This window comes from Sphingomonas phyllosphaerae FA2 (genome assembly GCF_000427645.1).
GTDB classification, from domain to species: domain Bacteria; phylum Pseudomonadota; class Alphaproteobacteria; order Sphingomonadales; family Sphingomonadaceae; genus Sphingomonas; species Sphingomonas phyllosphaerae.
The window spans coordinates 3,360,154-3,374,223 of sequence record NZ_KE386571.1 but is presented as its reverse complement, the minus strand read 5'-3'; the positions used below and the strand labels follow the sequence as shown (position 1 = coordinate 3,374,223).

14 protein-coding genes are annotated in these 14,070 nt (G+C 67.3%); 9 read left to right on the top strand and 5 right to left on the bottom strand.

All coding sequences use genetic code 11. The features are described 5' to 3' along the window. Positions 1-53 precede the first annotated feature (53 nt). From SPHPH_RS0116440 to SPHPH_RS0116425, 4 genes are read left to right on the top strand one after another with little or no spacing between them, the layout of a single operon-like run. The gene (locus SPHPH_RS0116440) at positions 54-668 is read left to right on the top strand and encodes a polysaccharide biosynthesis/export family protein (RefSeq protein ID WP_081668667.1); all 615 of its coding nucleotides are present in this window, start codon (positions 54-56) and stop codon (positions 666-668) included. Further along, positions 665-1,894: a hypothetical protein gene (locus SPHPH_RS21335; protein ID WP_028967670.1), complete on the top strand. Its 1,230-nt coding sequence runs from the start codon at positions 665-667 to the stop codon at positions 1,892-1,894. Before SPHPH_RS0116440 ends, SPHPH_RS21335 begins: the two co-directional genes overlap by 4 nt. Further along, positions 1,891-3,369, top strand: coding sequence for a GumC family protein (locus tag SPHPH_RS20065; RefSeq protein ID WP_051273074.1), 1,479 nt, complete (start codon positions 1,891-1,893; stop codon positions 3,367-3,369). The genes SPHPH_RS21335 and SPHPH_RS20065 overlap by 4 nt, the downstream gene beginning before the upstream one ends. Then, complete coding sequence (locus tag SPHPH_RS0116425; RefSeq protein WP_238303148.1) at positions 3,369-4,169, top strand: CpsD/CapB family tyrosine-protein kinase; 801 nt, start codon at positions 3,369-3,371, stop codon at positions 4,167-4,169. Before SPHPH_RS20065 ends, SPHPH_RS0116425 begins: the two co-directional genes overlap by 1 nt. Positions 4,170-4,223: 54 nt before the next feature. Here SPHPH_RS0116425 and SPHPH_RS0116420 read toward each other — a convergent pair whose 3' ends face one another. Beyond that, complete coding sequence (locus SPHPH_RS0116420) at positions 4,224-5,306, bottom strand: DUF5694 domain-containing protein (RefSeq protein WP_238303147.1); 1,083 nt, start codon at positions 5,304-5,306, stop codon at positions 4,224-4,226. Between the two features lie 100 nt (positions 5,307-5,406). Then, positions 5,407-6,258, bottom strand: a complete 852-nt coding sequence (locus tag SPHPH_RS0116415) for a SurA N-terminal domain-containing protein (protein ID WP_028967667.1) — start codon at positions 6,256-6,258, stop codon at positions 5,407-5,409. Between the two features lie 94 nt (positions 6,259-6,352). Here SPHPH_RS0116415 and SPHPH_RS0116410 point away from each other — a divergent pair, with 94 nt between their 5' ends. Continuing rightward, positions 6,353-6,601 carry an XrtV sorting system accessory protein gene (locus SPHPH_RS0116410; protein ID WP_028967666.1) on the top strand — a complete coding sequence of 83 codons (249 nt, stop codon included), beginning with the start codon at positions 6,353-6,355 and terminating at the stop codon, positions 6,599-6,601. A 15-nt stretch (positions 6,602-6,616) separates the two neighbouring features. Here SPHPH_RS0116410 and epsI read toward each other — a convergent pair whose 3' ends face one another. Further along, complete coding sequence (gene epsI, locus SPHPH_RS0116405; RefSeq protein WP_162143941.1) at positions 6,617-7,318, bottom strand: exosortase-associated protein EpsI, V-type; 702 nt, start codon at positions 7,316-7,318, stop codon at positions 6,617-6,619. Then, a complete protein-coding gene (gene xrtV / locus SPHPH_RS0116400) occupies positions 7,305-8,231 on the bottom strand; it encodes an exosortase V (RefSeq protein ID WP_156026068.1) in 927 nt (308 codons plus the stop codon). Before xrtV ends, epsI begins: the two co-directional genes overlap by 14 nt. A 237-nt stretch (positions 8,232-8,468) precedes the next feature. Between xrtV and SPHPH_RS0116395 the strand changes: the two genes are divergently transcribed. Together SPHPH_RS0116395 and SPHPH_RS0116390 are read left to right on the top strand one after the other, a co-directional pair. After that, positions 8,469-9,641 carry a glycosyltransferase family 2 protein gene (locus SPHPH_RS0116395; protein ID WP_028967663.1) on the top strand — a complete coding sequence of 391 codons (1,173 nt, stop codon included), beginning with the start codon at positions 8,469-8,471 and terminating at the stop codon, positions 9,639-9,641. Between the two features lie 135 nt (positions 9,642-9,776). Beyond that, positions 9,777-10,733 (top strand): UDP-glucuronic acid decarboxylase family protein, encoded by a 957-nt coding sequence (locus tag SPHPH_RS0116390; RefSeq protein WP_028967662.1) that lies wholly within the window; start codon positions 9,777-9,779, stop codon positions 10,731-10,733. Between the two features lie 24 nt (positions 10,734-10,757). Here the strand turns inward: SPHPH_RS0116390 and SPHPH_RS20060 are convergent, their stop codons facing one another. Continuing rightward, positions 10,758-11,855: a glycosyltransferase family 4 protein gene (locus SPHPH_RS20060; protein WP_037489824.1), complete on the bottom strand. Its 1,098-nt coding sequence runs from the start codon at positions 11,853-11,855 to the stop codon at positions 10,758-10,760. A gap of 230 nt (positions 11,856-12,085) precedes the next feature. Between SPHPH_RS20060 and SPHPH_RS20055 the strand changes: the two genes are divergently transcribed. Beyond that, on the top strand, positions 12,086-13,279 hold the full coding sequence (locus tag SPHPH_RS20055) for a glycosyltransferase family 4 protein (protein ID WP_051273073.1): 1,194 nt from the start codon (positions 12,086-12,088) through the stop codon (positions 13,277-13,279). 3 nt (positions 13,280-13,282) lie between these two features. Next, positions 13,283-13,948: a glycosyltransferase family 25 protein gene (locus SPHPH_RS0116375; RefSeq protein WP_028967661.1), complete on the top strand. Its 666-nt coding sequence runs from the start codon at positions 13,283-13,285 to the stop codon at positions 13,946-13,948. Positions 13,949-14,070 lie beyond the last annotated feature (122 nt).

The window sequence follows — 14,070 nt, the reverse complement described above, 5'->3', positions numbered from 1 at the left end:
GCCGGGTGCAGGGCAGCGTCGCGGGCGCCCGCACATCGGCATGGGGGAACGACATGAAGACCAAGCTTTTCTGCGGCCTAGCGTTGTTGCTGCTTCAGGCCCCGCCGGCATTGGCACAGCAGCCGGCCGGCGCGCAGGCGCGCGCCGCCGCCACCCCGAACACGCTGGTCGCGTACCGCATCAACCCGGGCGACGAGCTGGAAATCTTCGTCTGGGGAGAGGAACGCCTTCAGCGTACCGAGCGTGTGCTGCCCGACGGCACCTTCTCCTTCCCGCTCGTCGGCAAGGTCGACGCGCTGAATGCCCTGCCCAGTGAGATCGAGGCGCGCATCACCAAGGGGCTGGAATCGCAATACCGCACCGCGGTGCCGCAGGTTACGGTGTCGGTGAAGACGCCGGCTGGCCTGCAATTCTCGGTGCTCGGCAAGGTTCGAAGCCCCGGCTCGTTCAACCCAGGCCGCTACGTCAACGTGCTGGAGGCGCTGAGCTTCGCCGGCGGCCCGGCTGAGTTCGCGCAGCTCGGCAACGTGGTCATCATTCGCAAGACCCCGACGGGCGCGCAGGCGATCCGCGTCCGGCTCAGCGACATCCTGAAGGGCCAGGTCGCCGACGTGACCAACGAGACGCTGCCGCTGGTGCGCGGCGGCGATACGGTCATCGTTCCGTGATCCCGCGCAAGAGCGCCGCGCGCGGCGCCGCCGCATTGCTGCTGGCGACCGCGGCCGTCACGCTACCCACCACGCCGCTGGCCGCGCAGGAGACGCGCTTCGCGGTCGACGTGTCGGCCGGTGCCGCTTATTCGACCAATCCGTTCCTGGTCCGCAGCGGCGGCGAAAGTTCGGTATCGACCGAGCTGTCGGTCGTCCCCCAGCTCAACTTCGTCGACGAGCGGAGCCAGGCGTCGCTGGTCGCGCGCTATCGCCGCAGCGACTATCTGACCCGCTACAATTCCGCTGAGGCATATGGCTTCAGCGCGCTCGCGCGACGCACGATGAGTTCGCGGCTCAATCTGCGCGCGGATGTATCGTTCGACAGTTCGATTATCGGGCAGAACGGGCTGGGGATCGTCGGCGTCGTCAATCCGAACCCGGTCCCGGGCCCGGATCTCAGCACACCGGACATCACGCTGATCGGGCTGAACCAGCGTCAGAACGCGATTTCGGCCGCGGTCGGCGGCGACTATCGCCTCAGCACGCGCGACACGATCAACGGTCAGGTCAGCGTCAACCGCATTAGCTATGGCGGCAATGGAGGCAACGGCGTGTTGCTCTCGTCGCGGACCACCGGCGCGACGGTCGGTTACAGCCGGTCGCTGTCGGAGCGGCTCAGTGTCGGCGCGCAAGGCTCGGGCTCGTGGATCGACTACGACAACCCCAGCTATTCGGGGCACACCTATTCGCCGCAAGCGACGGTCAGCTATCAGGCCAGCCAGCTGGTGAACCTCTCGCTCGGTGCTGGCGTGGTGTTCGTGTCTTCGACGACGCCGCGCGGCACCTTCACCACCACCGGCTTCTCGGGCACGTTCAACGGCTGCCGCAACGGCGGGCGCTCGGTGCAATGCCTGCGCGCCTATAGCGATGCGCAGCCGACCGGGCTGGGCGACGTGTCGCGGCGGCTCGGGGCGTCGTTCGACTATTCGTACCAGGTGGGCGAGTTCGACTTCCTGCGCGCCTCGGTCGAATATTCGCGACTGACAACCACTTCCAACACCACCCTGCAGGCGCCACGCACGTCGTTCCTCAGCGGTCAGGCCACATACGAGCGCGGCCTGACCCGCCGGCTCTTCGCGGGCGCGTCCGTCGGGTACCGGCAGGCCGATGCCACCGGCTTCGGCACACCGCACGACGTGACCTTCCGGCTTTTCCTGCGAACCAGATTGGGCGATATCCGGTGAGTGACAGCGTAGATACCGAAGACCAGCCTGCCGCCGGCGGCGGCTTCATCAATTACATTCCGCGCATCCTGTGGGAACGCAAGTGGCTCGTCATCGTGCCGTTCGTCGTCCTGTCGGTCGCCGGGATCGTGACGGCGTTCATGCTGCCGCGCGTGTACCGGTCCAGCGCGACGCTGCTGGTCGAGTCGCAGGAGCTTCCGTCCACCCTCGTCACGTCGCCGATCAACACGATCATCGACCAGCGAATCGCCAAGATCCGCGAGCAGGTGCTCAGCCGCGGCGATCTGATCGAACTGATCGAGCAGAACAAGCTGTACGAGAAGGAGCGTCGCTCGAAGCCGTTGTCGTCGATCGTGACGGAAATGCAGGAGGCGACGAAGCTTGGCGCGGTGAGTGGCGATATCGGCAATGGCGGCGCGCAGGGCGGCGGCAGCAACACCATCGCCTTCAACATGAGCTACGATTATTCCGATCCTGCCAAGGCGCAGGCGGTGATGCAGAGCTTCGTCAGCCGCTTCCTTGAAATCGACGCCACGACGATGGCGGCGCAGGCGAACAACACGGTTGATTTCCTTCAGGATCAGTCGCGCAAGCTGACCGACGAGATCAACCGCATCGAAGGGCAGATCACCTCGATCAAGGCGCGCAACGGCAGCACGCTGGCCAGCGGCGGCGTGGTGATGCCCGCCAACACGGGCAACTACAGCGCCCAGATCGCGCAGTTGCAGGGCGAGAACCGGCAGCTGATGGCGCAGGTCCAGCGCAGCGGCGGCAAGGATCCGCTGGTGCAGCAGGCCGAATCGGCGCTGGTCGCGGCGCGCGCCGTCTTCGCGGAAAGCCACCCGGACGTGGTGCGCGCCAAGTCGCGGCTGCAACAGGCCAAGGAAATCGCCGCCTCGCAGAGCGGCGGCTCAGATACTTCGCTGATCCAGAGCCAGATTCAGGCGAACAACGCCCAGATCGCGCAGCTCCAGCAGTATCGCGCCTCCGACGAGGCGCGCGCCGCGGCGGGCATGGCGGCGCAATCGCGCGCGCCGGTGTTGCAGGAAGAGGTCTCGCAGCTGGAGGCCCGCGCCTCGACGCTCCGCAACCAGCTTAGCGAAATCTCCGGCAACGTGCTGCGCGCGCAGAATTCGGCACGGATGGCGCAGGAGCAGAAGGGCGAGCGCCTGTCGGTCATCGATCCGCCCTCGGCGCCGGACAAGCCGGTGTCGCCGAACCGCCTGCTGCTGATTGGCGGGGGGATCGGCGGTGGCCTCGCGCTCGGCCTCGTCCTCGCGCTGGCGCTGGAGTTCCTGCTGCGGCCGATCCGCGGGGTTTCGCAGATCCAGAGCCTCGGGCTGGAGCCGCTCGCGCTGGTGCCGACCTTCGTCCCCGATCTGCCACCCGGTCAGAAGCCGCGCCGCCGCTTCTTCCGATTGCCGACGCTGCGTCGGCGGCGTCGCCCTGACGCCGAACCGCAGGGGGCGCTGTGATGACCGAGACTGCCATGACCAAGATCGCCAGTGACCTGCGTCCCGAAGCGCCGCTCCCCACGCTGCAGGAGGCGCGGCAATTCGCCTGGTCGCAGGCGGAGGCGAAGCAGCGCGGCATCTACGGCTTCGACAGCCGCGACGTCCGCTCGCGCCCGTTCAACATGCTCCGCTCACGGCTGCTCAAGCTGCACCGGAACAAGGGCTGGCGGTTGTTCGGGATCGTCTCGGCGACCCCGGCGGTCGGCAAGTCGTTCGTCGCGACCAACCTGTCGGCGGCGCTGTCGCGCACGCCGGGGATCGACACGACGCTGGTCGACCTTGACCTGCGTCGCGGGTCGATCGCGACCAATTTCGGTCTGACGGTCGAGCGCGGCATGCGCGACTTCCTCGAAGGCACCGTTCCGACGCTCGGCGATCTTGCGGTGCATCCCGAGGGGGAGCGGCTGGTGATTCTGCCGACCGACAACGCCCCGGCACGTTCGGCGGAGTTGCTGTCGTCGCCGCGCATGGACGCGATGGTCGCCGCGATGCGCGCGCGCCCGACGCACAGCATCTTCCTGTGCGACCTGCCGCCGGTGTTCGCCAACGACGACGCGACGATCGTGACGACCAAGCTCGACGCGTTCATCCTGATCGTCGAGGAAGGCCGCACCACCCGCAAGCAGATCCAGGACGCGCTGCACGTACTCGATCAGGCGCCGTGCGCGGGCGTCGTGCTCAACCGCTTCGACGGCGGGTTGCTGACCGACAATTACGGCTACGGCTACGGCGCCGGCTACAGCGACTATTACAATAAGTGAGGCGGTGGGCGGGTGCCGCCGCGGCACCCGCCCTGCTCAGGGTCTGTACAGACTCTACCGCAGCACCTTTCCGGCATCGACCAATCGCACGTCGTGCATCTGGTTCAGGTACGCTTCGTAATAGCCCTTGTGCGACGCCCCGACGATCGCCAGCAGCCGGATGCCCGGGTGTAGCCCGAGCACGTCGCGGATGTTCGCGACCATCCGCAGGTTGCGCGTCTCCCAATAGCCGAGATACCCACGCCCGAACCGCTGCGACGACGGCTCCAGGAACGTCGCGCCGAAATCGCTGCAATAGGCTAGCTCTTGCGCGCGGGGCGAGTTGTACGCGCGGTACATCGCCAGCACCCCGCCCGGCTGCGCCACGCCCGCGTCCAGCGGCTTCATGAACGACTCCCGCTCGTGCATCGCGGCATTGTCCCAGACGCGCATGATGACGTCTTCGTAGCCCGGGGGGCTTGGTGCATCGGCGCTGTGATCGTCGACCCCATAAACCCGTTCGAGCCCCAGCCGCACCGCCAGCGCGACCCCCACCCATTCGGTTTCGCCCGGCTGGCTCCAGCGGCGTGCGAGTTCAGCCAGCATCGCGGCGTCAAGCCCGTCGCCGACGCGACGCTCGGCCTCCGGCAGCCGGCGCCATTGCACCAGCGCCGACGCGGGCTCGCCGGCGGCAAGGAACAGCGCCGCCAGCCGCCGCCGCTGCGCCGCGCTCGGCGCCGCCGGCCAGGTCGCAAGCATCTGGGTCACCGCCACATTGGCGGCGGGAACATCAAGCTCCAGCGCGGTGCCCGCCGCCGACGGATCGGGGCAATAGGTCGCGACGCTGTCGGCGCATCGCGACGGGTAGCGCCGCATCGAATCGCACAGCAATCCCGACAGGTCCTCGGTCGCAATCGCCTCGGGCTTCCACGCCGCCAGCCGGTCGAGCAACGGCGCCAGTGCGTCGCGTTGCAGCGTCTTGAACGAGGAAAGGTGCGGGCTGCCGAGCACCAGCACCTGATTGGGCGGACCGGGCGGCGGTCCCTTCAGCCGATCGGGCCGGAAGCTCGGCACGTAATCCTGCGCGGTCGCTGCCACCGAAAGGCCGCCCGCCACCAACGCCGCCACGCCGCGCATCAATGTCTCGCCGATCCGCATCTCACCCCCCCAATCCAAGAGAGTGTATTATGCAGATGATACGCGTTGCCACAAGCGGTGAAGACAGGGCCGGCGACATCGCCGGCCCTGTCGAGCGACGTTACTTCTTCGCCGCGCCCGCTGCCGGGGTCGCATTCGCGACCGGCGCATAGCCCGGCTGATATTCGATCTTCGCGGTCGATCGCAGCTGCTTCACGTCGGCTGCCAGCCCTTCGCGCGTGTTCTGCTGGCGCAGCGCTGCCATCGCGGCCTTGCGCATGTCGTCCTGCGACATCTGCACCGGCTCGCGCCCGGCGATGATGTTCGCATACAGCTTGCCGTTCGCCGGCAGCACGAACGGCTCGGTCGCGGGCAGCGCAAAGATGCGCTTCAGCGCCTCGGGGGGAACGCTCGCGGTGTCGAGGCGGCCGCTGGTGCGCGTGAACGGGATCTTCAGGCGCGTCAGCACCGCGGCCACAGCATCGAGCGAATGCGCATCGGCGAGCGGCGCCAGCGCCTTGGGATCGGACGGCGCGTCGATCGCGATCTGCTGCAACGCCAGGATCTGCCGCTGCCCGAATTGATACGGGTTCTGCGCGATGAAGGCATCGACCGCCGCCTGATCCGGCAGCTTCTTGCTACCCGCCTGCCGTTCGGCGTTCATCGCGATCAGCAACTCGTCGGTCAGTCGACGCTGACGGCTCAGGAATTCCGGCGACTTGTCGACGCCGTTCTTGCGCGCGGCCTGCGCCAGCAGGCGACGGTCGATCAGGCCCTGCAAGAGCTGCTGGCGCGCCAGCTTCTGGTCCGCACTCGGCGGTACATTGGCGATCTGCAGCTCGCCGTTCAGCTCGCCGGCCGAAATCTCTTCGCCATTCACCACCGCGACGCTCTGTCCGGTCGGCTTGCGATCACATGCCGCGGTGGCCAGCGACAGGGCGGTCACGGCCAGCAATGCACCACGCTTCAACATCTAAATTCCCCCAGGGTCATTTCGACACAGTGCCGTTACTAGCACCCGCCGGACAAATCCTGTAGTGCCTCGTGGCGGTAATTGGGAACCTACTATGGAAACGGTCTACGATTGGGTGACGCTGGCTATTTTCGCCGGACTCGTCGTGCTGTTCCTACAGCGTTCGATGGCGGACGATCATCAGGATTCGATGATTGCCTATCTCGCCGGCGCCGCGATGTGCGCTTTGGCCAATTACCTGGGCAATGAAGGACATGACCTGCTGGCCGGCCTGTTGATCGTCGCCAACCTCGCCTTCATCCTGCTGGTGCTGAAGCCGATCGAGCTGCCGCGCCGCTCCTGATCCGCCCCCGCGCGCTCAGCGCGCGTCAATGTCCAAAAAGCGCCGAACGTCGCTCGGCACCGCGGCGAACATCGCCTGCACGAAGCGGGTCAGCGTCGCCATCCCGGCGTCGCGATCCGGGGTCAGCGCCGACACGCGCACCAGCACTGCGTCGGGGATGTCGCCCTTCAGATTGGCGCGCGCCACCGACCAGCGCTGCCGCGCCCAGGTCAGCGGCATATCCTCGCCGACGCGGGTCCAGTACAGCAATTGCTCGGTCCGGTCGTCGGCAGCGGCGGTGATCGCGGTCGCCTCCAGCCGGCTGCCCGGCAACGACACCGGCAGCACGCTGCGCCCCATCAGCGTGAAGCCGCTGGCGGGATAGCAATATTCGGGACGGTGCACCTGCAGCACCCCGGTCTGCCCACCGCTCTGCGCCATCAGCAGCATGATCGGCAACGCATCCGGCGCGACATAAACCCGCGTCAACAGCTGCGAATAGAGCGCATCCTTCAACTGGTCGGCCGGTGGCACGACCAGTCCGCTCTTGGAATAGAATTCCCACGCCCCGATCTTCTGCGGGATCAGCTTGTCGAGCTTGCGATCGCCCAGCAGGTCGATGTTGTGGCTCGGCACCCGCGCCACCGCGGTGCCTGCGGTCAGCAGGAAAGCGCCGCCAAGGATCGCCTGCCGCCGGTTGAGCGAGCGATCGTCCCCAGGGTGCTCAATCGTCGTCATGGCCATCCCCCAAGGCACGCCGCAGCGGTGCCGCCAACCCGTCGAGCGCGAAGATCGTCAGGACCGAGATCAGGAACATCACCAGCCCGGCGAAATCATGCGCAAACCCCTGCGCGGCGGCATCGCCGAAATAATAGGTGATCAGGATCAGCAGGATCACCCGCACGAAATTGGCGAACACCGCGATCGGGATGATCGTCAGCATCAACAGCACGCTGTAGCGCCAGTTGGCGTGATGCCTGACGTAGATATAGAAAAGGCAGATCGCGGTCAGGCTGATGATCGAATTCAGCCCGGCGCACGCCGCGGCGACCAGCAGGTCATATTGCGCGATCTGGATCGACACGCCCGAGCTGCCGATTGGATAGCCCAGCGCATGAAGCAGGTTCACCGCCTGTTCGGAGATCGCGATCTTGATCGGCTGGGTGATGATCGCCACCGCCTGATCGGGCGGCGGGAAGACGAAGCCGAGATAGAGAAGCGGGAACCACAATTCGCGCAGCACCGGCCCGCCAAAGAGCAGATACCCGGCTCCCAGCAGCGCACCGTAGAACGCAAAGCCCTCGATCTCGATGATCCCGGTGATGTGCGCGACCAGATACGCGAGCAGGCACAACGCGACGAAGGCACCGCCCAACAGCACGTTGCCCGGCGTGCGCAGCCGCATCACCCTCGGCACCTCGCGCCACATCAGCCACAGGCCGGTCGCCAGCACCAGCGGACCATGTCCGCCCTGTTCGGTCGACCAGCTGACGCGTGCGACGGTGAGCATGGTTGGAATGCCGAGCGCGACCATTCCCGCGATCAGCAGCCATGCCCCCCAGGAAAGTGACGGCCAGCGCAACGTCGCTGCACGGCGTGGTGCCGGCTTGCGGTCCGCAGCCTCCCATGTTCCGACGGCTTCGTTGTTCACCTTGTCTGCTTCCGACGCGCGGGCACAATCCTGGCTGGCACCGGCGCCCCTTCCGGCCTCGACCTTCTAGACATTCCGCCCCCCCGCTGCAACCGACCCGGCATCCCGCCCCGGGACGCGCCGCTATGAAGCGCCGTTCCTCAAGGACCGGTAAACTGTTGCCGTGGCATGGCGGATCGCCGCTGCCCGGCCTAAAGGCGAAGCGACGGCATCGGGGCAACGACGGGGACGGCGGCAATGGAGGTGATCGCGACGATCGTGGCGGTAGCGCTCGCTGCGCCGCTCGCACTATTGACCGCGGCCTTCGCCGTCGAGGTGATCGCCGGGCTCCGTTCGATGCGCGCGCCGATGATGCCGGAGACCGGCGCCCGCACCGTGATCGTCATGCCCGCCAATGACGAAGCCGCGGTCATCACGCGTACGCTCACCCTGCTCGCTGCCGAATTGCCCGACCGCTTTCGCGTGCTGGTGGTCGCGGACAATTGCACCGACGATACCGCCGATCTTGCCCGTCAGGCCGGCGCCCAGGTGCTGCGCCGCGACGATCCCACCCGTCGCGGAAAAGGCTTCGCGCTCGCCCACGCCCGCGACCATCTCGCCGGGCAGGGCGATATTTTTGACGTCGTCGTGGTACTGGACGCGGATTGCACGATCGATCGCGCGTCGCTTGCGACACTGGCCGCGACCGCTCGCCATGCCCCCGCGCAGGCCAGCTATCTGATGCAGCCTTGGCGAGACGCGGCGCCGATGGTGCAGGTGTCGAATTTCGCCTTCGCAATCAAGAATCTGGTGCGACAACGCGGGTTGCAGCGGCTGGCCGGTCGGGTCAATCTGACCGGCACGGGGATGGCCTTCCCCTGGCCGGTATTCCGCGACGCACCGCTCGCCACCGACGACATCGTCGAGGATCTGGCGCTCGGCCTCGAACTCGCGCAGCGCGGCACTCCTCCCCATTTCGCCGCACAGGCGACGGTATGGAGCGCGGCGAGCAGCGCGGAGGGCACGCTCAAGCAACGCACCCGCTGGGAGGGTGGGTTCCTCGCCACCTCGAAGCGTCACGCGCTTCCCACGATCGCCGCGGGCCTGCGCATCGGGAATTTGCGTATGGTCTGGGCGGGGCTCAGCCTCGCCGTGCCGCCGCTGACGTTGCTGCTGCTGCTGGATGTCGCGGGGCTGGGCGCGCTCGCCGTGCTGGCGCTAATCGGTGCGGCGGCGTGGCCCGCGCTGCTGCTCGGCGCATTGCTGCTGCTCGCGCTGGCCGCGTTGGTGGCGGCATGGGCGCGGATCGGCCGGCCGTTCCTGTCCGGCGCAGCGGCGATACGACTGCCGCTCTACATCCTCTGGAAAATACCGCTCTACCTGGGACTTGCCCGCAAGCGTCCGACCGACTGGCTGCGCGCCGGGCGATAGTTGGTGCGCGTGATCCGGGGTACGTAACAATGTTTGCGCAAGGCGTAACGCCTCCTTAGTAGCCGGAGGCTAACGCTTCGCACGCGACGCCGACCGGCGCTCGCGGGCAGGCGACAAACAGGGGATCAGGGCCGGATGGCGCGCAATTATCAGTCACGTAAGCGTATTCTGGTCACCGGCGGCGCCGGCTTCCTCGGCTCGCACCTGATCGACCGCCTGCTGGAGCGCGGCGACGAGGTGGTGTGCGTGGACAATCTGTTCACCGGCGCCAAGCGCAACATCGAGCATCTGCACGCCAATCCGCGCTTCGAGTTCATGCGCCACGACGTGTGCTTCCCGCTCTATGTCGAGGTCGACGAGATTTACAATCTCGCCTGCCCGGCCTCGCCGATCCATTACCAGCACGATCCGGTGCAGACGACCAAGACCAGCGTGATCGGTGCGATCAACATGCTCGGGCTGGCGAAGCGGCTGAAGTGCAAGATCTTCCAGGCGTCGACCAGCGAGGTCTACGGCGATCCGCACGTCCATCCGCAGACCGAGGATTATTGGGGCAACGTCAACCCGATCGGCATCCGCTCCTGCTACGACGAAGGCAAGCGCTGCGCCGAGACGTTGTTCTTCGATTATCACCGGCAGCTGGGGCTGGAGGTGAAGGTCGCGCGCATCTTCAACACCTACGGCCCGCGAATGCACCCCGCCGACGGCCGCGTCGTCTCGAACTTCATCATGCAGGCGCTGAAGGACGAGCCGATCACGCTGTACGGCGACGGCTCGCAGACGCGCAGCTTCTGCTACCGCGACGATCTGGTCGAGGGCTTCCTGCGGCTGATGGACACCGCGCCGGACTTCGCCGGACCGGTCAACATCGGCAATCCCAACGAATTCACGATCCGCGAACTCGCCGAGTTGGTGATCGAACTGACCGGTTCGTCGTCGACGCTCGACTATCGCCCGCTGCCGCAGGACGATCCGATGCAGCGCCAGCCCAACATCACCGTCGCGCGCGACAAGCTCGGCTGGGAGCCCAAGGTGCAGCTCCGCGAGGGGCTGGAGCGGACGATCGACTATTTCCGCGACTTCGTGAGCTGACGACCTCGCGGCGCGGCGGCTGCGTTACGCCTGCCGCTGCGCCGCGATCACCTCCGCCAGGAAATCGCGATATTGCGCCGCCACCCGCGGCCACGCGAAATCGGCCGCACGCGCCACCCCGCGTGGCACCAGCGTCTCGCGCGCCGCCATCGCCTCGGTAAGCGCACGCGCCACCGCCGCGGGATCGGACGTGTCGAGCAGCACCGCATCGTCGCCGACGATCCACCGCAACCGCGCCGAATCATGCCCCACCACCGGCGTGCCGCAACCAAGCGCCTCGATATAGACGTTCCCGAACGATTCCTCCTTGGACAGGTGCAGGAACACATCGGCCGAGCGATAGAGCGCCGGCATCTCGGTCGCCGCCACCGTCAGACGGCGGAAGCGGCCGGGCAGCAATTCGCCGGCCAGCTTGTCGATGGCGTCGCGGTCCGGTCCGTCGCCCGCCACGACCAGTTGCGCATCGGGCAAGTGGCTGACCGCGCGCACGCCGTCCGCGACGCGCTTCGACGGGATCAAGGCGCTGACCATCAGCACGATCGGCCCCTGCTCGGGCAGCCCCAGTCGCGCGCGCTCGGCTGTGCCCGGCGTAAAACGCGTCGCATCGATGCCGTTGGGGATCAGCGCGCAGCGCCATCGGTCACGATTGTGCTCGAAATAATCGGGGTTGGTGCACACCAGTCCCTCGCAGCCGAAGGTGCGGAACTCCGAATCGTTCGAAACCGCCGGCCATTCGCCGTTCTGCGTGACGAACACATGCGGGGGGCGCCGCCCGCCAAGCACCGGGCGGCGCAGCACCCAGTTGGTGAAGGGGAAGGAACAGGTGATCGTCACGTCGTGATCGGCCGGGCGATAGGCGCGCAGCAAGCCGGGCGCGAACGTCGCCTCCTCCCACCCGGTGTCGCTGCGCAGCGCGGGCAGGCGCGGCAGATGCTCCAGCCGCTCGCGCCGCACCGATCCGGCGTGGAGGAAGCGATACGGCGTGCCCGCGCGCGCCTCGCCCGATCCGATCACCGTCACGTCCTCGGCCGCGCGCGCCAATTCGGTGGCCAGCGACAGCAAGGCGATCTCCGCGCCGCGTTCGAAGCGATGGAAGCCGGGCAGCGCAAACAATATCCGCATGGTCATGTCCTTATTCGGCCGCGCACGCTTCGCCGATCCCTCGAATTTAATCTGTGCGATGCTAGAGACCGTCGCGGTGGATCAATCCGGCTTGATTCGCAACGCTCACTGGACGACCGCTGCGGCTGCATGACCTTCCCTTTCCCCCGCACGCCGACCCGGATCGGCATCGTCGCAACGGGGCAGGCGGTCGCTCGCGCGCGGCACCACTTACCGGCGATCACCTGCAAATGACCGACCCGCGCATCGCCTATGTCGTCAGCCAATATCCGGCCTCGTCGCACACCTTCATCCGCCGGGAGGTCGACAGCCTGCGCCGCCACGGCGTCGACATCCGCAGCTATAGCATCCGCCGCCCGTCTGCCGCCGAACTCAAGGCCCCGGCCGACAAGGCATCCTTCGCCGAGACGCGTTTCGTGCTGCCGATGGCGGCGGGAACGTTGCTCAAGGCGCATCTGCGCGCCGTGACGACGCGGCCGGGTGCGTGGTTCGCGCTGCTCCGGCTCGCGATGCGCCATCGCGCCCCGGGGGCGAAGGCGATGCTATGGTCGCTGTTCCACTTCGCGGAGGCGGTGGTGCTCGCGGCGATGCTGCGCGAGGATGGCATCACGCATGTCCACAATCATTTCGCCAATGCCGGCGCGACGGTTGGGATGCTTGCCGCGCGCTTCGCCGGGCTGCCGTGGAGCCTGACGCTGCACGGCATTTCCGAAACGGATTACCCCGCCGGGCTGACGTTGGGTGCGAAGCTGGAGGCGGCGACGTTCGCCGCCTGCGTCTCGTGGTTCGGGCGCGCGCAGGCGATGCGCGTCACCGCACCCGCGCACTGGCACAAATTCGCGACGGTCCGCTGCGGCCTCGACCTCCCGAGTCTACCGTCCGCGCCGCCACGCACCGGTGCCCGGCGCGAGATCGTCTGCGTCGCCCGGCTCTCCGCCGAAAAGGGGCACCTCGGGCTGCTTGAAGCGATCGCGCCACTCGACGTCAATCTCACGCTCGTCGGCGATGGACCGATGCTGGCGGAAATCGAGCAAGCAGTTGCTGTGGCCGGGCTCACCGACCGGGTCCGCTTCGCCGGGCGCCTGGACGAAGCCGCGACGCTGGCGGCGATCGCGCGCGCCGATCTGCTGGTCCTGCCCAGTTTCATGGAAGGGCTGCCGATCGTGCTGATGGAGGCGATGGCGATCGGCGTGCCGGTGATCGGCAGCCGCGTGGCCGGCGTGCCGGAATTGATCGAGGACGGGGTCGAAGGATTATTGTTTCGCCCCGGCGACTGGCTCGATCTGCGCGGCGCGATCGCGCGGATCCGCGACGAGCCCGAACTCGGCGATCGACTGGTGGCCGCCGCGCGTGCGAAGATCGCGGGCGAATTCGACATCGCCACCGCGGTGCTGCCGCTCGCGCGCTGGTTCGGCAAGGATTGAGAGATGCTGTTCGACCATTTCGACCAAGTCCGCATCATCAACCTCAAATACCGCGCCGATCGCCGGGCGGAGATGATCGCGGAGCTGCGCAGGATCGGTGCTGACGCCGACCCGCGCGTCGCCTTCTTCGACGCCTGCCGCTTCGACGACCCCGGCACCTTCAGCTCGATCGGCGCGCGCGGCTGTTATCACAGCCATCTCGACATCCTCGACGCCGCCGCGGCTGCTGGCGCCAGCGTGCTGATCCTCGAGGACGATGCCGATTTCACCGTCGCCGCGCGCGACACGGTGCTGCCGGCCGACTGTCAGCTCTTCTACGGCGGCTATCACGCGGCGAACCCGGACGACCTGCCGCGAAGCGACATCATCGGGTCGCATTGCATGGGGTTTCGCGCGGACATCGTTCCCGCGTTGGCCGCCTATCTGCGCGGGTTGCTCACGCTCGACGACCACCCGACGATCGATGGCGCCTATGTCTGGTACCGGCGCGCGCATCCCGAGATCGTCACGCATTTCGCGGTGCCGCCGATCGCGGACCAGCGGCCGTCGCGCACCGACATCGCCGATCTGCGCTTCTTCGATCGTTGGCCGATCCTGCGCGACGCCGCGCAATGGGCCCGCCGCGTCAAACGACAGAGGGCCCGCCGCGGCGCCACGGCGACGCGCTGATACGGGCGCCAGCGTGGCGCTGAATTGCCCCATGTTTACCGGGGCGTAACCACGCCGCTTCACACCGCCCTAACCACCGCAGGGTAGAAAGAGCCATCCCGACCGGACGCACGTCCGGCCAC

Bases quoted from the DNA above. Each gene is read 5' to 3' on its own strand.
- SPHPH_RS0116440 (WP_081668667.1), top strand. From the start codon at position 54: ATGAAGACCAAGCTTTTCTGCGGCCTAGCGTTGTTGCTGCTTCAGGCC.
- SPHPH_RS0116425 (WP_238303148.1), top strand. From the start codon at position 3,369: ATGACCGAGACTGCCATGACCAAGATCGCCAGTGACCTGCGTCCCGAA.
- SPHPH_RS0116420 (WP_238303147.1), bottom strand. From the start codon at position 5,306: ATGCGGATCGGCGAGACATTGATGCGCGGCGTGGCGGCGTTGGTGGCG.
- SPHPH_RS0116415 (WP_028967667.1), bottom strand. From the start codon at position 6,258: ATGTTGAAGCGTGGTGCATTGCTGGCCGTGACCGCCCTGTCGCTGGCC.
- SPHPH_RS0116410 (WP_028967666.1), top strand. From the start codon at position 6,353: ATGGAAACGGTCTACGATTGGGTGACGCTGGCTATTTTCGCCGGACTC.
- epsI (WP_162143941.1), bottom strand. From the start codon at position 7,318: ATGACGACGATTGAGCACCCTGGGGACGATCGCTCGCTCAACCGGCGG.
- SPHPH_RS0116395 (WP_028967663.1), top strand. From the start codon at position 8,469: ATGGAGGTGATCGCGACGATCGTGGCGGTAGCGCTCGCTGCGCCGCTC.
- SPHPH_RS0116390 (WP_028967662.1), top strand. From the start codon at position 9,777: ATGGCGCGCAATTATCAGTCACGTAAGCGTATTCTGGTCACCGGCGGC.
- SPHPH_RS20060 (WP_037489824.1), bottom strand. From the start codon at position 11,855: ATGCGGATATTGTTTGCGCTGCCCGGCTTCCATCGCTTCGAACGCGGC.
- SPHPH_RS20055 (WP_051273073.1), top strand. From the start codon at position 12,086: ATGACCGACCCGCGCATCGCCTATGTCGTCAGCCAATATCCGGCCTCG.
- SPHPH_RS0116375 (WP_028967661.1), top strand. From the start codon at position 13,283: ATGCTGTTCGACCATTTCGACCAAGTCCGCATCATCAACCTCAAATAC.